At 55.4% G+C, this 21,057-nt stretch carries 12 protein-coding genes; 7 read left to right on the top strand and 5 right to left on the bottom strand.

Annotated elements, in window-relative coordinates; translation table 11 throughout:
* Positions 1–11: 11 nt before the first annotated feature.
* From SH528x_RS04235 to SH528x_RS04225, 3 genes are all read right to left on the bottom strand, one after another.
* A complete protein-coding gene (locus tag SH528x_RS04235; protein ID WP_442509280.1) occupies positions 12–2,699 on the bottom strand; it encodes a PSD1 and planctomycete cytochrome C domain-containing protein in 2,688 nt (895 codons plus the stop codon).
* A 375-nt stretch (positions 2,700–3,074) separates the two neighbouring features.
* Positions 3,075–4,346: a DUF1552 domain-containing protein gene (locus tag SH528x_RS04230; RefSeq protein ID WP_442512078.1), complete on the bottom strand. Its 1,272-nt coding sequence runs from the start codon at positions 4,344–4,346 to the stop codon at positions 3,075–3,077.
* 107 nt (positions 4,347–4,453) lie between these two features.
* Positions 4,454–7,423, bottom strand: coding sequence for a DUF1592 domain-containing protein (locus tag SH528x_RS04225; RefSeq protein WP_442509279.1), 2,970 nt, complete (start codon positions 7,421–7,423; stop codon positions 4,454–4,456).
* A 454-nt stretch (positions 7,424–7,877) separates the two neighbouring features.
* Here SH528x_RS04225 and SH528x_RS04220 point away from each other — a divergent pair, with 454 nt between their 5' ends.
* The 6 genes from SH528x_RS04220 to SH528x_RS04195 all read left to right on the top strand — a co-directional run bounded on the left by SH528x_RS04220 (position 7,878) and on the right by SH528x_RS04195 (position 17,887).
* Positions 7,878–9,371 carry an FAD-dependent oxidoreductase gene (locus SH528x_RS04220; RefSeq protein WP_442509278.1) on the top strand — a complete coding sequence of 498 codons (1,494 nt, stop codon included), beginning with the start codon at positions 7,878–7,880 and terminating at the stop codon, positions 9,369–9,371.
* Positions 9,372–9,426: 55 nt separating this feature from the next.
* The gene (locus SH528x_RS04215) at positions 9,427–10,317 is read left to right on the top strand and encodes an SDR family oxidoreductase (protein ID WP_442509277.1); all 891 of its coding nucleotides are present in this window, start codon (positions 9,427–9,429) and stop codon (positions 10,315–10,317) included.
* Between the two features lie 534 nt (positions 10,318–10,851).
* Entirely contained in the window at positions 10,852–11,907 is a 1,056-nt protein-coding gene (gene sbnA / locus SH528x_RS04210; protein ID WP_442509276.1) for a 2,3-diaminopropionate biosynthesis protein SbnA, read from the top strand.
* Positions 11,904–13,649, top strand: a complete 1,746-nt coding sequence (locus SH528x_RS04205; protein WP_442509275.1) for an FAD/NAD(P)-binding protein — start codon at positions 11,904–11,906, stop codon at positions 13,647–13,649. The genes sbnA and SH528x_RS04205 overlap by 4 nt, the downstream gene beginning before the upstream one ends.
* The gene (locus SH528x_RS04200; protein ID WP_442509274.1) at positions 13,646–15,190 is read left to right on the top strand and encodes a Y4yA family PLP-dependent enzyme; all 1,545 of its coding nucleotides are present in this window, start codon (positions 13,646–13,648) and stop codon (positions 15,188–15,190) included. The genes SH528x_RS04205 and SH528x_RS04200 overlap by 4 nt, the downstream gene beginning before the upstream one ends.
* A 453-nt stretch (positions 15,191–15,643) precedes the next feature.
* Positions 15,644–17,887: a hypothetical protein gene (locus SH528x_RS04195; protein WP_442509273.1), complete on the top strand. Its 2,244-nt coding sequence runs from the start codon at positions 15,644–15,646 to the stop codon at positions 17,885–17,887.
* A gap of 88 nt (positions 17,888–17,975) precedes the next feature.
* Here the strand turns inward: SH528x_RS04195 and SH528x_RS04190 are convergent, their stop codons facing one another.
* Both SH528x_RS04190 and SH528x_RS04185 read right to left on the bottom strand, forming a co-directional pair.
* Positions 17,976–18,383: an acyl-CoA thioesterase gene (locus SH528x_RS04190; RefSeq protein ID WP_339944351.1), complete on the bottom strand. Its 408-nt coding sequence runs from the start codon at positions 18,381–18,383 to the stop codon at positions 17,976–17,978.
* 23 nt (positions 18,384–18,406) lie between these two features.
* Positions 18,407–18,976 (bottom strand): alpha-ketoglutarate-dependent dioxygenase AlkB family protein, encoded by a 570-nt coding sequence (locus SH528x_RS04185; RefSeq protein WP_442509272.1) that lies wholly within the window; start codon positions 18,974–18,976, stop codon positions 18,407–18,409.
* An 828-nt stretch (positions 18,977–19,804) separates the two neighbouring features.
* Here SH528x_RS04185 and SH528x_RS04180 point away from each other — a divergent pair.
* Positions 19,805–20,977: an SGNH/GDSL hydrolase family protein gene (locus tag SH528x_RS04180; RefSeq protein WP_442509271.1), complete on the top strand. Its 1,173-nt coding sequence runs from the start codon at positions 19,805–19,807 to the stop codon at positions 20,975–20,977.
* Positions 20,978–21,057 lie beyond the last annotated feature (80 nt).

The raw sequence follows: 21,057 nt of genomic DNA, 5'->3' as shown, positions 1-21,057 counted from the left end.
GTGGGGGTGGATCAATCAACGTAGAGAAACTCATTCGTTCGCAGCATCGATCGCGTGAACGCCGTCCATGTCTCTCGCTCGCGAACGTCCTTGGCATTTTCGGACTGTTTCAACGCATCATTCATCGACCGCATCCATTGGGTAATGTCGGTGCGTTCGGCCGCAGTGGGTAGCCGTCCATAGATCCATTCGTACGCCAAAACTAAACGAGCGTCGTGATCCTGGTCCGCTTGCAGCAATCGAGTTGCCAACTTCTCTGCTCGCTCATGCACAAAAGGATCATTCATTAAATACAACGACTGGACTGTCGTCACACTGCTGTCACGCACCGACGTGCTGGCGTTTTGGTCGGCACCGTCAAACGTCGTAAAATAGGGTCGTGCGTTGAGCCGAGCCATCATCAAGTACACACTTCGTTTGTTGGAATCATACACGTCACGAAACGGATGATGCTGAGTGTATTTCCACTTGTCCGTTGACGGAAACGGATGCGGTTCACGTGGCATCGAGGTCTCCAATTCGCCGCTCAGCACAAGCAGCGTGTCACGCAGCGTTTCCGCATCGAGTCGTTGGCGATTGAACCGCCAATGCCAATCATTGTTGGGATCGGTTTGGATTGCGGCCGCATTGTCGTCAACTTGCGAGCTTAGTTGATAAGTCCGAGAGAGCATGATGCGTCGATGCACCTGCTTGATCGACCAGCCGTCCGCGATAAAGCGTGACGCCAACCAATCGAGCAGCTCAGGATGCGTCGGTGGCAATCCACGCACACCGAAGTCGCTGGGCGTTTTCACAAGCCCCGTGCCGAAGTGATATTGCCAAATCCGGTTGACCATCACTCGAGCGGTGAGCGGATTATCCACGGCGGTCAACCACGTTGCCAATGACAATCGGCCGCTGTGCCGAGTCTCTTCGGCGGACAACATCTGACCGCCCAACACTTCGAGGAAACGGCGAGGAATCACATCGCCGGGCTTTGTAGGTTCGCCACGCAGATGTACGGCGGCGTCATCCACATCCCCTTCGGCCATCGCATAGACAAGCGTCTTGCTGGGTTTGCCTTTTTCCACCAGCGGCACAAAGTCTCGCGGTTTGGAATCAAGTTCGATTCCCGGAAAGGGATACCGGCTGCTTGCTAGGATGCCATAAAGTCCGTAATAGTCATCCTGCGAAATCGGATCAAATTTATGGTCGTGACATCGAGCACAGGTGACTGTCATGCCCAACACCGCGCGACCGATATTGTCGAGCGAGTCTTCGATCGTCAAGTGTTGCGGATAGTCCTTGACGACCGAGCCGAATCGCCGCGAAATCGCCAGGTAACCCGTCGCGATCGTTTGCTCGTTCCGCTGTAGGTCCGTCGCTGCGGGTAACAAGTCGCCTGCGATCTGTTCTCGTAAAAATTGGTCGTACGGTTTGTCGGCATTAAGCGAATCAATGATGTAATTGCGATACCGATAAGCTTCTGGAATCGGATAGTCCGAGTTATCGCCAGCGGTGTCGGCATAACGAACCAAGTCCATCCAGTGTCGCCCCCAACGCTCGCCGTAATGAGGCGATTCCAACAACCGATCGACGACCTTTGCAAAAGCGTCCGGAGATTCGTCCGCCAGGAAGGAAGCGACCTCTGCGGGCGACGGAGGCAAACCGATCAAATCGTAGGTCGCCCGCCGAATCAGCGTCCGCTTGTCTGCGTCGCCGACCGGACGCAGCCTGTGCCGGTCAAGTTCGACTGCGACAAAACGATCGATCTCGTTGTATCCCCAGCTCGTATCCTTGGGTTCTGGCGGGATGGGATCCGCAATCGGTCGCAACGACCAAAATTGGCGAGCCTTGTTCACGTCAATCTTCTTGCGAACAAAACGAGTAGCGTCGCTGCGAGGATCGGGGGCCCCCATTTTGACCCAGCTTTCCAAATCCGCTATCTCAGCGTCCGACAATTTTTCATCTGGCGGCATCTCCATCGCATCGTCGTACCGCACCGCTTGGATCAACAAACTGTGTTCGACATCGCCCGGAACCACGGCAGGTCCAGTGTCACCGCCGCGACGCATCGTCGGACGCGAATCGACCAGCAATCCGCCTTGCAGTTCATCGCATTCGCTGCTGTGACACTCGTAACAATGCGTGGCCAACAAAGGCCGAATGCGACTTTCGAAGAACGCCAATTGCTCGTCCGTAATCGGCGGATCGTTTGAACCGTCATGCTTGCCCCGCCACAGTTCGATACCGGAAAAGTTCGCCGCACCTCCCTTGCTGGTCAGCTCGATCGATCCTTTGCTGACATCGACGTACCAGGGTCCTAGCTTTTGCCACATTCCCGCGCCGCCGCTGTTGAACCGTGAAACCACCTGCTTGCCATCGACGCGAATCTCGTACGTCTCGGCGCGGTTGTCCTCCCACACGTACAGGAACACGGTCAAGGTGCCGTCAGGTAGATTTTTTAGCTCGATGCGATTTCCGTTCCAGCGACTGCTGCGAATCATCTTCGCTCGATCGGCATCCGTCGATGGCACAAGCGGAACGTTTTGTTGCTCGAATGCTTTGTCGGCGCAAACATAGTCTTTCAAGTCGCGGCCTTCCCAGACATTCCCGTCGATAACGACCTCGGGGCCATTCAGGTTCAGCCCACGAAAAAACACTGCACTCTCGCTGGCATCCGATGCGGACTTGAGCGCCACCGAAAACACGAGGGTCATGGCGACACGAACAGAGAAGTGCACTCGCAAAACTCCTGGGCAGCGATCGGGGTGGGCTCTCGGCACTCGCTGTTAGGTTCACCGAGAGTGATTGGGGGGAACAGCGTAGGCGGAAGGGTTCGCAATGGATACGTCTCCCTCGTCGACTTGCCGATCAATGATCGCCTGACTGTTTCAATTCCAAAGATTATAGGCATCCCACCCGGCGAGTCACGCTGGAATTCGCCTAAGAGTCAATAGATTTTGGCAAATGGGTTCTCAATCCCACGTTCATACGCCGGGAACCTTCGTAGTGGACGAGGCTACGAGTCCTTGAGATTGACTGGGATTGAGCCTTGGGTGAGGGACTCGTAGCCTCGTCCACTACGATTCCGATTACAGGCCGGCAAGCCGTTTTTCAGCGTCGCCGAAGTGATCTAGCTTGACGTCCATCCGGTCCATGACGGACAGGTACAAGCTGCATAATTTGCGATTCTCGTTCCCCTTGTCGATGTAATCGAGCACGCGGCCTGTTTCGAGTCCGCCCGACAAACCGCCGGTCAACAACACGGGAACCTTGTTCGAATCGTGTGCGTTCCCCGACCACATGCTCGAAATGAACAGCAAACAGGAATGGTCTAGCACCGTGCCGTCCCCTTCGGCCATCGCATCCAACTTGCTGGCCAAGTAAGCGTACTGGCTACAGTAGTACCGCGAGATCCGTTCATACTCGTCCGACTTGTCACTATGAGACGCCGAGTGATGTGTGCTTTGCACATCGAGGAACGGATAAAACAATCCCGACAAGTCGCGGTTCAGCAGCAGCGTGGCGACGCGAGATTTATCGGTCTGGAAACCGAGTGCCACGATGTCACACATCAATCGCATGTGTTCGCGAATGTCTTCGGGCAACCCATCGTCGGGACGTTTCATCATCGCGATCGTTTTGCCATGATCCTTGGCCCACGACGCAGCCTTGTCACGAGCTGCTCGCATCGACGCAGCTCGCTTTTCGACTTCGCGGACGCTGCTCAAATACTCTTCCAGCTTGGCCTTGTCCGCCGAGCTGACTCGGTGACTCAGCGACACGGCGTCTTCACGAACGCGGTCCAGGATACTCTCGTTTCGACGGCTGCCGTGATTGTCAAACAACGCGTCAAAGGCGAGCGATGGATAGACTTCCATCGGCACTGGTGACGTTGAGTTTTGCCATGAGATGTGCGAACTGTAGGCCATCGAAAAGTTGGTTTCATGATAACCGGTCACCGGTTGCTCGCAGCCCAAGACCATACTGGGGACTGCCGTCTGCTCTTGGAAATGGTTCGCCAGCATTTGATCCATGCTGATATCGCCGCGCAGCTCGGATCCCTTTTGTAGCGACGCTCCCGACAAGATGTTCCCAGTCTGGCCCGGGTGGATGCCAACACCTGTCGCGTTCTCGTTGAACAGCCCGGTGATGAAATTCATCTTGTGCTTGAGCGGTTCCATCGGCTGCAAACTTTTGCCCAATTCCATCTGGTCGCCACTTCCCTTAGCCCACCAATGGTTGCTGTTGATACCGCACCCCATGAAGAGGGCAGCAAAGCGTTTTGGCGAAACGACGGGATCGTTCCCCGCAACGGTCTCGGCTCCCCAAACAGGAATCGATTCCAACCACGGCAGCGCCATCGCAACGCCGGTTCCCCGCAGCAGTGTGCGGCGAGACAACCGATGCGGAACCGATGACGTTGTCTTGTCGACTGTTTTTTGTTGGGATGGGTTCATATTCGTCTTCATCACTCGAGTTCCAGGTGGGTTCGTTTATTCAGAAACGCCGGGCTCGTCACAATCACTTCGATCATGCTGCTGAAACGGTAATCGTGTTTCGCCAGCGTTGACCGCATCTGAGCAATCGTTGCCTCGTCGGAAAGTTGCAGCGTGCGACCAAGGCCATATGCCAACATTTTACGACATAAATTTTCAACAAAGTCGTCCTGTCGTTGGTCGCGAATGTATTGCAGCAGTCCGGCGAGTCCCCTGCCTTCGCTCTTGTCCGGGAACACCGCGGTGTCATCCACGCCGCGGCCGCCAAGATCGGTGTCACGCGATTCGCCCACGGGTCCATAGCCTTCGAAAGCGAGTCCAAAGGAATCGATTCGCTCGTGACAGCTCGCACAACTCGCATCCGCACGATGACGGGCAAGGGCCTCGCGAAGCGTCAAATCGCCAAGTTTGGATTCGTCTTCGGGAAGGTCGGGAACTGTTGCCGGCGGCGCGGGCACATTCTCACCGAGCATCCGCTTGACCACCCAATTCCCGCGTTTAACCGGACTGGTACGCAGCCCTGGCGAGTTGTAGGTCAAAAAGACTGCCATCGGTAACATTCCGCCGCGTCCCCAACGACTTGCCTCATCGAGCTTGCTCCAACCATGAATGCTATCCGCAATCTGTTCCGCGGGCACACCATAATGTTTCGCCAACTCGGGATTCACGAAGGTGTGATCCGCATACAAACACTCAAGCAGCGAAGCATCGCGAGCGATCACATCCAAAAAGAAGCGAACTGGTTCCTCATACATTGCCTGCCGCAATTCATCGGTAAACTGAGGAAAACGGCCTCGATCGACACCGTTGTGCTGTTCGAATCGCCGAAAATCGAGCCAGTTGCCCGCGAACTCCGTCGCCAACCCATGCACCCGTTCGTCACGCAGCATGCGGCGAACTTGTTCAACCAACACGTCGGGCTCGTGCAGACGCCCCGACTCGGCAATCTGCATCAGCGTCCGGTCAGGCATACTGGACCACAAAAAGTAACTCAGCCGACTTGCCAACGCCACATCATCGAGCGGCTGCACGCTTTGAGACGCAAGTAACGGTTCCGCTTCACCGTGAGATTCGCCCGGTAGATCGACGCGATAACAAAAGTGGGGTGACATCAACACGCGAATCACACTGTCGCGAATCGCGTCTTCGTGACTCAGCCCATCCACGTCACGCAGCATTCGATAAAACGCTTTGATGTCCTCACCTTCTTGGCTCGATAGCGGGCGGCGAAAGGCACGCTCGGTGAATTCGACTAACGCCTGAACATGGACCGGTTCCGACTGAATGCGCAACTGCTCTAGTTTCCGGAACGTCGCGGACATATCGTCAAAGTAGCGACGGATCGCAGTCAAAGCCTGATCGCTCGAACCCAATCGGCGGGCCTTGGCGAGGTAAACTTCCGCCAGTCCTTGGACTTTTTCAGTGGACGTACAATCTTTGTCCTCAGCGCGATAACGGTCGAACTCTCGATCCCGCATGAAGGTCGAGTCCGTGCGGTCAAACCAGATGAATCCGCTGTATTGCCGCATCGGTGCCGAGGTCACGAAATCAAGTTCGATCCACAACCGATCGATCTCACGCTGCTGCGATTCATCGAGCATCAAATCATAGAGCGGGGCATCATCGCGAAAGTATCCCATTTGGCTATGGAATCCCGCGCTCAAAAATCGCCCTTTTAGTTTCTTTTCCGACTTCGCATCTAGGTATACCCGGGCGCGTTCAGAGATGTAAAAGGCATCAGGAAAAATGCTGCAGAACCGCTCAAGCGATTGGTCCATCTGATCTTTCGCCGCGTCGTCGACAACCGACATCGCCTTGGCTGCGATGGAGTCCGCGGGTAAACCGAGATCACCTTCGGGCAAGGGTTCGCCAGAGTAACGTCGACGGTTAGCGACAAATTGCTGGTTTTTCCAAAGCACCAACGGTTGAGAACCGTTATTCATTTGGGGCGAGGTCAAGTTCGGAATTTCCGGAACCAAGCTTTCGCGCAGCGTCGTGACAAACTCCGCGATTTGTTTGCATTGCGTTTGCGCATCCGTCTGATGTTGTTCCGTCGCCCCCGTTGGCAATTCACTCCACATTGCTTGAATTGCCGCGATGGCTCCTACCGACTCCGCTTTGCCCGACAAAATCGCCCACAACGTCTCGGCATATCGCGAACTCAAATCGTGCTGGCGTGCTAGTTCTGTCAGCGTTACGCCAGAGCGACCAAGCGAGTCTCGATTTTGGTACTGCCAAAGCAGCATGAAGTAGTCGTCATAGTCAGTCCGTTGCCGGTTGTAGAAATCCACAATTCGATTGACACAAAACTTATCGCGATCGGTAGGAGTGATGACCGGATGGGGTGCGAACTCGAATCCCGTCGGTGTTAACGCCAAATGCTCCGCCACGGATTGCCCGGCCGCGAGATACTTTTTCAACAGGGCAGGGGACATCGTTAGCGATTCACCCGAGTTGTCGAAGCCGGCTTCGTTGGCCGGGTCAATCGGAAACGCGTTAGCCGGTTGGATATCCACCCCCGTCAAATCACGAATCGTGTAGTTGTACTCGGCGTTACTGAGTCGACGCGCCAATACGACACCGGGATCCCCGGCGGTGCGTTTGGCTTCGGTATCTTTGACCGCTTCGATCCAGCGGACGACCGACTCTCGCTGTTCGGGCGTTGGTTGCTCGTCAGCATCTTCCGGAGGCATATCGCCTGCTTCGAGTCGTTCGAGTACGACCATCCAGTGGCGAAAATTCTTGACAACCGATGCCAGGTCCTGGTCGACACTCAAATCCAAGTCACCTTCGCGAGTGTCGTCGTTGTGACATTCGACGCAGTACGTCTGCAACACAGGCTGCACGGTGTCGCGAAAGGTGACGGCCAGCGGCTCTTCGGCAATCGCACCGATTGCGGGAACGACGAAAAACCAAGCAATAATAAAACGCAGCGTTTTCATGAGTGCGTTCGATAACGGGGGCAGGGCAGGGGGGCTGCAAAAATCGCAGCAAAGGTGGGCACGAGCCAAGGCATCGCGTATGCCACTCCAGTCTACAGACTATCGCGTGGTAATTACTACTTGATTTCGGTTCTACCCACGAGAAAACCTGAATTGCGAAGGAAAATCCTCCTGTAGCGACACTCGCCAAGAGTTTCGGTCGCGATGTTGGGGTACAGCCGTTAGCGGCATGGACTCCATGCTGCACCACCTCGACAGGCTGGCGGCCAACCCTACCCAGCTCGATGCCAGGCTGAAAGCCTATCCCACATTCACAGACTGGCGGCCTGTGCTACTAAACCAATCGCGGGTTACGAGAAACAGCAACCTCACAGCAACAAAGCAAAAGATATGGTACACGGTGTGCTTGCTAGGGTTTGAGAGCGGAAAAACTTTCATGCCCCAGAGGTTCACCATGAATTCGAACTCGATTCACCATTCATGCTGGATTGAATCCAATCCATTGTCGCAACGCTTTGATCGATTGACGTCCACGCATACCAGCGATGTTGCCATCGTGGGGGGCGGAATCACAGGACTGTCCGTAGCCTTGGAATTGCTGCACCGGGGATTCAGTGTGGCCGTTTATGAAGCGTCCGTTATCGGTGCGGGAACCACCGGAGGCAGCACTGGCCACCTGGACGCGCATCCGGAAATTGGTTGCCAAGAATTACTGTCAAAGCTTGGGGACGATGCCGGCCGCGAGTATGTCCAGTTGCGACAAGCAGCTATTGCCGCCATCGAACACCGTGCCGCAGACTGCTGTGATTTCACTCGCGTCCCCGCTTTCTATTACTCCGAACGTGGTGGTGATGCTTCCTCGATTCGGAAGGATTATGACGCAGCGAGCAAGCTGGGACTGCCCGTGTCGTGGTGTGAATCGGCACCGTTACCCTTCGCGGCGGTCGGCTACCAAATCGACGCCATGGCTCGGATGGACTGCATGGCGTACCTGCGGCGATTGACCGATTTGGTGATCGAGTCAGGGGGCCAGATTTTCGAAAACTCGATGGCCCAAGTCTCGCTCGATCCACACACATCGGAGCTGTCGGTTGGTGACGGCACGGCCAAGTTCGAGCACCTCGTGTTAGCGGCCCACTGCAACAAAACCGACTCGATCGCGTTGGACATGCAGACGCCAGCGTATCAGTCATACGCACTGCTTGCCGAAGTCGCGGATCCGCCTGAGGACGCATTATTTTGGGACAACTCGGATCCCTATTTCTATATTCGCCGCTGGAAAAGCACATCGCCGAATAAGATCATCGTGGGCGGCTGTGACCACCGCACCGGCGACGGCGATACCAAACAAGCCGAAGCAAAACTCGAGGAATTTGTTCGCCAACGTTTTGAAGTCCGATCGATCGAGTCGCGATGGAGTGCTGAGTTCTTCGATCCGACAGATGGATTGCCGATGATCGGTAAGGCACCAGGCAAAAAGAACGTGTGGATCGCAACAGGATTAAGCGGCGTCGGCTTGACCTGGGGCACGGCAGCCGGTTGGTTGATCGCCGACCAGATTTTCCGCGGCACATCGACGCTGCAAGAACAATTGTCTCCGTCGCGGCTAAATGCAGCTGGACTTGCCGGTGCGGTCACCGAGATGGCTGCCCCAGTCAAAGGAATGGCTCAGAGAATCTTGCCTGCGAAAACCATCGATCCGACGACGCTCAATCCAGGCCAAGGAGCGGTGGGGAATGTCGACGGAGTTCACACGGCGATCTGCAGAGACAAAAGCGGCACGCTGCACCGCTGTGATCCGATTTGCACCCACATGGGCGGCACCGTGTCGTGGAACGAAGCCGAACAAACATGGGACTGTCCCGTCCATGGCGGCCGCTTCGCAAAATGCGGTAAACGAATTTATGGTCCGCCGGAACAAGACTTGCAAAAAGCAAACAAGCAATAACACCTTTCAGCACACTTTTTTAGACGCACCGCGAAATCGCCCGAGGAACGATCGCATGAACAAGTCCAAGACACGCGGAAATGCGAGTTCAAAAAAACAACGACCCAAACAGTCTCAGCACAAACAACCGGGGATCCAATCCAAGATGAAGCCGCAACCGCGGACGATCCGCGAGGATTACGTTGGCAGTGGCAAATTGGAGAGCAAAGTCGCTTTGATCACGGGGGGCGATAGCGGGATCGGACGCTCGGTGGCTGTCATGTTCGCCCGCGAGGGGGCGGATATCGCATTCGTTTACCTCAACGAAAAAGAGGATGCCGAACAAACGCGGTCGCTAGTCGAGGCTGAAGGGCGAGTTTGCTTGACCATCAAGGCTGACATCGGCAAGGCCGCTTCATGTAAATCTGCGGTCGCAAAGACGGTCAAGAAATTTGGCCGTCTCGATGTGCTCGTCAACAATGCCGCGGAACAACATCCGCAAGACGACATCGACGCGATCACCGAGAAACAACTGATTGCAACGTTCAGCACGAACGTGTTTCCGATGTTTTATCTAACCCAAGCTGCACTTCCGCACTTGAAAGAACATGCGGGAAGCTCGATTATCAACACGACCTCGGTGACCGCGTATCGCGGCAGCCCGGGACTACTCGACTACGCTGCCACCAAGGGCGCCATTGTGGCCTATACTCGTTCGCTATCACAGAAATTGGTGGATGATGGCATTCGCGTCAACGCGGTCGCACCGGGGCCAATCTGGACGCCGCTCATCCCCGCGACCTTTGACAAGGAAAAGGTCAGCAAATTCGGTAGCGACACACCGATGGGCCGGGCGGGACAGCCCGACGAGTGCGGCAGCTGTTACGTCTTCCTTGCCTCCGAGGACGCCTCCTATATCACCGGGCAAGTGCTCCACCCCAACGGCGGCGAAGTCATCAACGGCTAATAAATCGTGAATCCCGTCAACGGCTTGGAAAGCATTGTCGGCCAGCTTTCCAAGCTGGAACCGGTACGGTGAATGTGCTGATCCGATTGAACGCTGTCGTTCTCGTCTCGACGTTGAAACTCGAGGCGACGTCGAAACTCGAGGCACGCCAACGGCTTGGAAAGCCGAGCGACAATGTAGACGGGAGCGGAGTTCGCTCTCTACCCTAAGTGGCTTTGAATTGATCAGCATGCTTGCAAGCGAACCGGCCGTTTAAGGCATTGTTTCCACTAGCAAGTTGCTCCTCTTCCCGATGCAAATAGGCCCCGATGCCTCAAAACATCACGCTCTTGTTCTCGTGTCTGAGCATGCGATGACTGCGAATTGCTCTCAGAATTAACCTCGCCCACACTTGCCGTGCTGGCTAGCACGGCAACGCCAAAGAGGCCGTACTGTGCTGTTTTGGCACGACGAATGCTTACAGAATTCCTTCCAATACCAGCAGCAGCACGTGTTATCCCCAAACGGTCGTCTGCGAAAAAACAGGTTGGTAAAATGTCAACCGAGCCCCTGGAGAGTCCATTCGTGTGTACGGTCGTTCCCCCTGCTAAAAATGTGCTCGATGCGATCGGCAATACGCCATTGATTCAACTGAGTCGTTACCTTGATGTTGCCGACGTCACGCTGTTTGCCAAGCTGGAAGCAAGCAATCCGGGCGGCAGCGCAAAGGATCGTCCCGCTCACGAAATGATCCGTCAAGCGATCGAGCGTGGCGAAATCGACCACAATACCACCGTAATCGAATCCTCTTCGGGCAACATGGGAATTGGACTGGCCCAGGTCTGTCGCTATTATGGAATGCGATTTATCTGTGTGGTCGATCCGCGAGCTCAACATCAAAATATCGAGATCATGCAAGCACTCGGCGCCGAGATCGACTTGGTCGACCAACCGCTCGAAGGCGACTTTTTAGCCGCCCGACTTGCGCGAGTTTGCTATCTGCTGGAAACCACTCCCGATTCTTATTGGCCCAATCAATATTCCAATCCAGCGAACCCGCTATCGCATCGCATCGGCACGGTGCGTGAGATCGACGAGGCGCTCGGCGGGCATCTCGACTATCTATTTGTTGCCACCAGTAGCACTGGCGCTGCACAAGGTTGCCGCGACTTTCTGCGATCGATGAATCGATCCACCCAGGTCGTTGCAGTCGACTCGGCAGGCAGCGTTTTATTTGGCGGTACCGCAGGCACTCGCATGATTCCCGGACTCGGTGCCGGCCGTGTGCCGCCGCTGGCACGCAACCAAACCTTTGATCATATCGCTCGCGTCAGCGATCTCGACTGTGTAGTCGGTTGCCGCCGGATGGCACACCGCGAAGCGATGCTGGTGGGCGGATCAGCGGGCGGCGTACTGGAAACCGTCCGGCGGATGCAGGATCAATTGAGCGGTAAAGCCTGTGCGGCAATCCTGCACGACTCTGGCACACGCTATCTACAAACCATTTTCAATGATGAGTGGGTCACTGATCGATTGGGATGCGACCCCGAAACGATTCGCCAACGGGCGGGAATCACAAACGCAATGGAGAAAAAGGCGGTGATGTTATGAGCATTGGACTAAGAACGGAAAAACCCCGGACCACATCGACACAAGCCAAACCCGAAACGGTTTTTCGAGTCGCGATCGTGGGCTGCGGGCCGCGCGGAATGTATTGTCTCGAACGCATCACGCATGCGATCGAACAGCAAAAACTTAATGGCCCTGTTCAGATTGATATTTATGAACCATCGGCCTTTCCCGGCGCAGGGGTCGTCTACGATCCTCGCCAACCCGCCCATTTACGTATGAATTTTGCCAATCAGCAAATCGATACGCGGCATCCCAACCAGCGTCGTGAGGCCCCACTCAATCGCAACCTAATCTCGATGTCGTTTCTCGAGTGGGCCAAAGCAAACCGTCCCGAGTGTTCGGACCCCACAGGCTATGCACCGCGCGGCGTGGTCGGTGAATACTTGCACGACTGCTTCCAGCGGATCATGAAAAGGTTGCAAAAGGTCGCCACGGTGAATCTGTATCCAACCAAGGTGATTGATATCGAGAACGCTCGAGATCGTTGGATTCTGAGCACGGCGGATAGCGACGCCAGCTATGACGAGGTCGTTCTGACCGTCGGCCACGAAGGTTGGCGATCGGCGGAATCGTACCGTATCGGCGACGTGATCGCGGACATTCCTTGTATTTTCCCGACGCAATCACAACTTTCGACCACCGCGGTTCCATCCGATTCGGTCGTCGCGATTCGGGGATTCGGCTTGACATGGATTGACGCCGCACTTTCGTTGACCGAAGGACGCGGAGGCAAGTTCACGGAGGTCGACGGACGATGGAGCTACCAGTGCTCGGGCAACGAACCAAAGCGAATGCTGCCGTTTTCGCGTTCGGGTCGCCCCATGCTGGCGAAGTCGCTTGTTACTCACGAGCAGAAACTAAAGCCGGTCTGGGCCAAATTCTCGAAACAGCTTCGCATTCTGGCTTCGACCGCAAAACTGACTCGCACCAGCGACGATGAAAACGACAAACCCCATTTCCGTGCCGATGCCTGGCCGATTATCATCAATGCGGCCACGACGGCGCTGCACACCCTGCGGCCCGAAGTCGAACGGTTCAACGTTCAACAATGGTTTCGCGACTGGTCACGCTGGCGAATCGTTGACAGAGAGGTGATCGCACAACTGCGACACTCGTACGATGTCGCGACTGGCCGCAAACCGGTCGACGAGGCCTGGGCACTGGGACTGGCGTGGCGGCAACTCTATCCCGCCCTGGTCGAACTGGTCAGCCAAGAAGGGCTAGCGTCGTCCAGCGTCGATGGTTTCCAAAGGATCGCGACTGAGATGGAACGCATTGCCTTTGGCCCTCCCGCCGAAAACGTGGGTCGCATCTTAGCACTCTACGAAGCCGGCTTAATCGACCTCAGCGTGCTTGCCGATGCGACGCCGACGCGTGACTCGTCTGGTAACAAAACTCTGGCCTGTGGCAAACGCGTCATGGAAGTCGACCTGATCATCGATGCGACCATTCCTGGGCCTCACCAAAACGAGCAAGGCGGCATTCTCGACCGACTCGCAAGTGACACCTTCGTGCATCACGACAGGGCAGGGCTGCATGTCAACGAATCGGGTCGCTTGGTGCAGCGAAATGGAGACGAATTACCAGGCATTGCCATTTTTGGCCGTGTCACCGAAGGCAGCGTGCTGGGTAACGACACCCTCAGCCGTACGCTTCACGCTCATCTGGATCGTTGGACCGCAAGCCTCATTCACACGCGGAAAAGGACACTGTCGTCATGACGTCGATCCCCAGCGAAAGATGTGTCTCGCCGTCCGCTCCATTGAAAGAATACGATCAAGAAAAATGCGAGCAAGAAATCCCCGAGCAAGCGAAAACGTCTCTCGACGGCCACTGCACGGGCATGCCCCCGCTGACAGCCCGTCGCGAACCGTGGATGAATTCGCTGCTTCATGATCCTGCATTGGCCTCACTCTTGCACCAGCATGGCTCGCCGCTGAACTTCGTCACTGCCGAGCCGATGCTGGCCAATATTCGAGAATTGGATGCCGTCGCCGAGGCACGATCGCTGGACTTCCGCGTTTTCTTTGCCCGCAAAGCAAACAAGTGTCTGACGTTTGTCAACGCGGCACCGTTGGCGGGATCGGGAATCGATGTCGCCAGTCTGAATGAGCTGCAGCAAACACTCGACGCCGGGATCGCCGCGGGCGACATCATTTGTACCGCAGCGATCAAAAACGAGGAATTGGTTGACGTCTGCGTTCGCAACGCGATCACGTTGACGATCGACAACGAAGACGAACTTTCGCTGATCACTCACTCGGCAAAAAAGCACGCCAGAGCAGCATTGGTGGCGATTCGGTTGAGCGGGTTCGTTCATGATGGCGAGAAACTGCCCTCACGATTCGGAGTTGACATCGATCAATGCGAGCAATTTGCAAAATCGATTGATGTGAATGACGTTCACGTCAAAGGTTTGCATTTTCATCTCGATGGATACTGTGCTCACCAACGGGTTTCGGCGATCACGCAAACGCTGGCGACTGTGCCTCGCATGCGTCATCTGGGGCACTCAATCGAGTTTTTGGACATCGGTGGTGGGTTCCCCATTAGCTACCTGCCTAGTGCCGAGCAGTGGGAAACGTTCTGGAGTGAACATCGTCGCGGGCTACTGAACCAGCGGCCTCCGCTGACCTATCGCAATCATGGACTGGGGCTGATCGCAATCGATGGCAAGATCTTGGGGAAACCCAATAGCTATCCCTACTATCAAACTCCGACCCGATCCGCATGGCTCGCTCAGGTACTGGACGCCCAAGTGGCGGGTAACACGATTGCAGACCAGATCCGCGACCACGGCCTGCAACTTCGCTGTGAACCGGGACGTAGTATCTTGGACGGTTGTGGCATGACCGTGGCCCGAGTCGAGTTTCGCAAACAGAACAGCGATGGCGATTGGCTGATCGGATTGTCAATGAACCGGACTCAGTGCCGAACCAGCAGCGATGATTTTTTAGTCGACCCGATCGTGATTCCCCGGACTGACGGCTCAAAAAACGAACGACAAAACGAATACGACGCCGAACCGATGGAAGGTTTTCTGGTCGGGGCCTACTGCACCGAGTCGGAGCTGATTTGCTTGCGAAAATTGCGATTCCCTGCGGGGATTCGTCGAGGCGACTTGGTCGCGTTCCCCAACACCGCGGGCTATTTGATGCACTTTCTAGAAAGTCGTTCACATCAATTCCCACTCGCAAAAAACATGGTCTACGACTCATGTTCGCAGACGCCATGGATGCTGGACAAAATTGACGCCGAGTAAATTACGGTTTTGTAGCGGTGTGGCGAGGTGTTATTAGTCACGAAGTGACGACAAGTAGTAGCCCCGGATAGTAGCCCCGGACGCCAGTCCAGGGTTCGGCACCACGAAGCGAAGCAAGTCGCAACGCGACGACAGGAATCGTGGAAGTACGCGAGAGCGGACCACCGGAATCGGCACCTGTCGTCGCTTGAGACGTGAAATTGATATCGGACGCTTTTTCTCGTAGGAAGGATCTTTAGCAAGATCCACTACGGTCAGTGATTTGTTTCGCATCGCTGGCGACTTTGGGTGTGAGGACGTGCGTTTTCTAACGGCATCCGATGCCTGCCAAACAAAGTGCCTCCTTCCGCGTGGGCATGAGCTTTGCATCGTTGATCCGTCCATGATGACCGGGCTCTGCAATGTGTAATGGCAGCCCAAATTTTCGTTCCCCAAAATAGTGACGGATGCATCTTGAGATACCAAAAATTGAGCCGCTATTGGCGAATCACAGCTTCGGCAACAGGTTTGGTTGTTCCACTTGCGATGGCCACCACGGCTTTTTCGCAGCCCCCCAATCCTCGGTCCGAAGTGACTGACAATCGTTCAGCAACGAATCAACAAACACCAGATCGTTCGGAATCCGAGCAATCCGAAGGTGTCGAATATTTGACGCGTGGCCCCTTACATGAAGCGTTTGCCGAGCCGTACGACGCGAACCCCGAACCGAGTCCGGTGGTGCAAAAGCAACCACCCGAACCAATCGACGAACTGCCTCCAGAGTATCGGCCTGATGGCAAAAACGTAACCTGGATTCCCGGCTATTGGTCATGGGACGACGAACGCGAAGATTTCATCTGGGTTAGTGGTGTGTGGCGAGATTTGCCACCCGGTCAACAATGGGTTCCTGGATACTGGGACAGCGCGGACGGTGGCTACCGTTACATCGGTGGTTTCTGGGCCAGCAGCAATACGTCGGAAGTCCAGTACTTGCCCGAGCCACCTAAATCGCTCGAACAAGGTCCGTCGTCACCCGCACCGGGCGAAGACCACTTCTACGTCCCTGGCAACTGGGTCTACGAAAACAGCGACTATCAATGGCAGCCGGGTTTCTGGTCCTCGTCGCACGCCGATTGGGTTTGGGTCCCAGCCCAATACGTCTGGACGCCACGCGGATGCGTCTACCAAGCTGGCTATTGGGACCATGACGTAGCCCATCGCGGCGTCCTGTTCACGCCCGTCTATTACTCGCAACCGGTCTATCGAAATGCCGGCTATTCATATCGACCACGCTACACGATTGACACCAGCGTCGGTCTGTTTGTCCATTTGTTCGTCCGCCCCAGTCACCGCCATTACTATTTTGGTGACTACTACGGATCGCGTTATTCGAACAACTATTATCCTTGGGCAACACGCTACCAAGGCTATCAACACTATGATCCGTTTTACGCCAGCTTCCACAACCGCAATGGACGTGGCGGCAGCAACAATCTGTTGGGCTGGATTACCAACCAGTACCAAGTATTTGCCGACAATGATCGCTACCGCCCCGCCAGAACGATCGCGGATCAACGCAACTTTTTGAGAACGAGTCAAAATGCCGAAATGGATCCCACTATCTTGCGATTAACCTCGGTCGGTGAGTCGTTAGATGCATTGGCCAATAATCAGGATTCCGATCTGAACCTGAAACCAATCGACAACGACGAGGTTGACCGCATTCGCCAGTCTCTCAATCCGCTGCGAGAACTCAGTCGCGAGCGGCTCAACACGGAAGGCTCGTCAGCCAGTGCAGATGTCTCGGCTAATGCTAATGCCAACGCCAATGTCGATGGCAACAATGGCGGCGAAGCGAACGCAGAAGGCCGTGGGCGGTTACGTCTGCCAGGAGGAGATCGCCCGGCGTCCTCAACCGTCTCGGACCTCAGTAACGCTGCCAACGACTTGCTCAACGGCGGAAAATCCGACACGCAATCGCAGCCGAATGACTCCAACCGTAATCAACGAGGCGACACCGCAATGGATCGCGGCCGTGATGCAGCAAACCAGGCAGGACAACAAGCCCGTGACACTGCTGAGCAGGCCCGTGACAGAGTCGAAGGAGCCCGCGATAGCATCGAAGGAGCTGGTGACACGAGTGAACGCGTTCGTGACCGCATGGAACAGGGTCGCGATGCCGCCAACCGCGAAGCTCGCGACGCCTCCGAATCGATTCGCGAGCGGATGAATCGTGCCAATGATCGGACCGGAGCCGGTGATCGTGTTCGTGATGCCCTCGAATCGGCACGGCCTGCCGATTCGCTGCGGAACTCCGATCCAACACGTAGTTCGGAAGGGGCCAGCAATCGCTTCGGCAATGAACTCCGTCGTCAAGCGGACCAGGCAACTCGTCAGTCTGAGCGACTCGAGGCTCTACGTCCCCAGCGGCCTGAGAATTGGCCTTCGCAAATTCGTCGCAATACCGACCGTGCGATTCCGGAACGACCACGCCTGAACAACTCGCGTGGCAATCAGCCAGGGCAACCTAGCCAGCCCGGCCAGCCCGGCAACGTGAATCCCAACCGTGGTGGCAACGCGAACCCAGGACGAGCCCTTCGCAATGCCACCGAATCGGCTGCACCAGCGATCCAGCAAGGCATCAACAACGCAACGCAAGGAGCCACCGGCGGCGGTAACGCCGTGCAGGATGCACTCAAAGGCGTGCTTGGCGGTTAAGCATCTCGTTTGATAAAAACGTTTGGCGAAGGCGGGTTCGAGATTGAATCCGCCTTCGCTTTTTTCGTTTCCATTGGGAATTAACGGACTACTTATCGCGGATCCGCACCGGTCGTCGCTGCTCGCCCGCCGATTCGATCGCCACGTAAGTGACCTCAGCCTCGGTTAATTTCTCGAGTTGCCCTTCGCGTTCGGCTTGCACTTCGACATGGATCGTGATCGAAGTCTTGCCTTCGCGTACCAAGTGAGTCCAAAAGCTGAGCACATCGCCGACAAACACGGGTCGATGAAACTCGACGCTTTTCATGCCCACGGTGACCATCGGTTTTCGATCGGTCCCCCACTGACGAATTTCGTGGTAGGCACCGACTGCACCCGCTTGATCGATATAGCTGAGGATCACACCACCAAAGATGGTTCCATGCGGATTGGTGTCGCGTGGCATCATGACCGCTTTTAGCGCCAGATATCGTTCGTCCGAGGGAGGGTTTGCCACTCGATGTTCCTTTGTCGTTTCGGTCAGTGATTCGTTTTGATGTGCCGGAAAGTCATGTTAATTCGCTCGCCCACTTTCACCGCCGTTTTGGGAATGTGATGTTTCCAAAACTGCTGCATCGTTCCAGCCATGATGATCAACGTGCCATGACCGGCGGGAAAGGACATGGTTTCTTTGCTCTGATTATGTCGGATCCGAAACGTTCGCGTCGCCCCGAACGATATTGAACCGATCACGTCGCCCATCTCCGGCTCGTCATCGGCATGCCACCCCATACTGTCGGCGCCGTCGCGATAACGATTCAGTAGACAATAATTGTACTTGCCCTGAACCGATTCGAGTTGCTGCTTAATCTCGAGCATCGTGTCGGTCCACGGCAGCGCAACATTATCCAGCCCCGAGTAACGATACACGATTCCGGCTTCGCCGTAAGAGGCGGTCAAACGAGGCTGCATGTGTCCAAACAACGCGGGCTTTTGCTCCCAAACACATCCATCACGCAAGGCGACAAAATAGCGATCTGCCACACTTGGCGGAATAAAGGCGTGTTCGTACATCAGCGTCCCGCCGTCGGCTAATTCGATCGTTTCCATTGCTAGTCTCTAGCCCAACGTAGTTTTCATTAGCGTTCTCGCCGCGACACCGCCCAGCAATCGTTGTATCACAAATCTCCCGGCGCCCCACCAGTGCGATCATCATTCTGTCTGCAGATTGTCGCTCATCTCTCCGAGCTGTTTGCGTTCCTTGAGCTCACGTACAGACCACATACCGACTGGCGGGCGAGAAGGTTAGAAAATGGGAGGTTAAAAAATGGGTTAGCAGGAAGACAGGAAATCGCCCCTGCACAAGATGCGTTATTTGCCCAAGTGTTCATTGCCGCCAGCAGCTTGCCTGGTCACCCCAAACCGCTCCGGGCCATTTGTCTTCTTCAAGCGACTCCTGTCGAACACCGGACCAAAGCCTGACACTGGCGCAGCAATTGGCAGTGGGACAAATCCAATCACCGACGTAATGAATGACAGCTTTCACTGAGAAGGGATTTAAGTAGGAAAATTAGGGGTAGGAAGATTCCAGGCAGAACGAATATTCCGACCGAATTTCCGCGAGTCGTGATCACGTGTTATTCATCAATACATGAAGGAAATGGGCAGGAGCCCCATTGTCGGCCTGGCAATTCTAGCGAGGGCAGCCACGCTTTCTCAAGCCAGATTTTAGTTTGTACTTACATGTGTTCGACTCGCCCCTGGTACCGAAGAGCTAGCTTTGACCGATCGCACGGCGAAACTACACTACAATGATCCACAAACAGCACCGGTCCCGACGGCTGCTGAACGCTCCGTGATCTATCGTCAAGATCGCGTCGCGAGCAAAGACACTGTATGCCCCGCCTTGATCCCTCCCTTTGATTTTGAGTCCCAAAAATGATGCGTCTTGCTTTCGCTGCTTTGCTGCTCTACTGCGTGACTCCGGTTTGGGGCGAGCAGAAACAGTCCGAATTACAGTTAACTCTGCCGCCGGAAATCTACGCTGTGACTGGGGTGCCCACCCATATCTACTTCGATAACATCGTGTTGACACAATCGCCAACGGACTATCGGTTCGAGGTGACTTGCGACGTTGGTAAAATTGCTGATCGGCGTTGGGAATTGACGCCCACCGCCCAAGACGTTGGGGATCATCCGCTGCGTGTGGCCGTTTACTCCGCCGAGAACAAGCTGCTGGAATCAAAGTCGGGCGTATTGAAGGTGATTGCGGATGACGACCCGCAGCAGCATGATCCAATTCGGCTTTTGATTATCGGAGACAGTCTGACGCACGCATCGGCGTATCCCAATGAAATTGCACGCTTGCTTTCAAGGCAAAACAATCCTAAATGGACGATGCTGGGGACACACAAACCATCCTCAGCCACCGAGGGTGTTGTTCACGAAGGGTACGGCGGTTGGACTTGGGCTAATTTCGTGACTAAGTATGACCCCAATCCCGATGACAGTCATGCCAAACGCAGCAGTCCGTTTTTGTTCCTCGACGAGAACTCCAAGCCGCAATTGAATCTGCCGCGCTATTTTCAAGAGCAATGCGAAGACCAACGACCCGACTACGTCGTAATCAAACTCGGCATCAACGATTGCTTTTCCGCTCCGGTGGATGATCGCGGCGGCATGGATGCCCGCATCGACACGGTGTTCGGGTTTGCCGATAGGTTGTTGGCCGCGATCCGAGAGGCTGCGCCCCAGGCACATATTGGCATCTGTTTGACCACGCCTGGAAATGATCGTCCCGAAGCGTTCAAGGCTAACTACAAGGATCGGTACACTCGGTGGGGATGGAAGCAAATTCAACATCATCTGGTTCAACGACAAATGCAGTACGTGTCGGAAAAGCAGGATCCGATGATCACGATCCTGCCTACCCAATTGAACCTCGACCCCATCGATGGCTACCCCAACAATAATGCGGTGCATCCCAATGCGACGGGGTACAAACAGATCGGCGCGAGTGTCTATGCCTGGCTGAAATGGAAACTCGCAAACGCCCAGCCCGCCTCCGCTGCTGCCGAGTCTGTAGGCACCGCATCCGCTGGCGGCGAGTAAGACATCCCAGCGGGTGCAGGAAATCAACACTGGTTCTCCTGCCACTTCATCTCCCTCCCCCTGGATCTCACGAAACGCAC

This window comes from Novipirellula methanifontis (assembly GCF_052161655.1).
Classification (GTDB): domain Bacteria; phylum Planctomycetota; class Planctomycetia; order Pirellulales; family Pirellulaceae; genus Novipirellula.
This window is presented reverse-complemented; position numbering and strand designations above follow the sequence as displayed.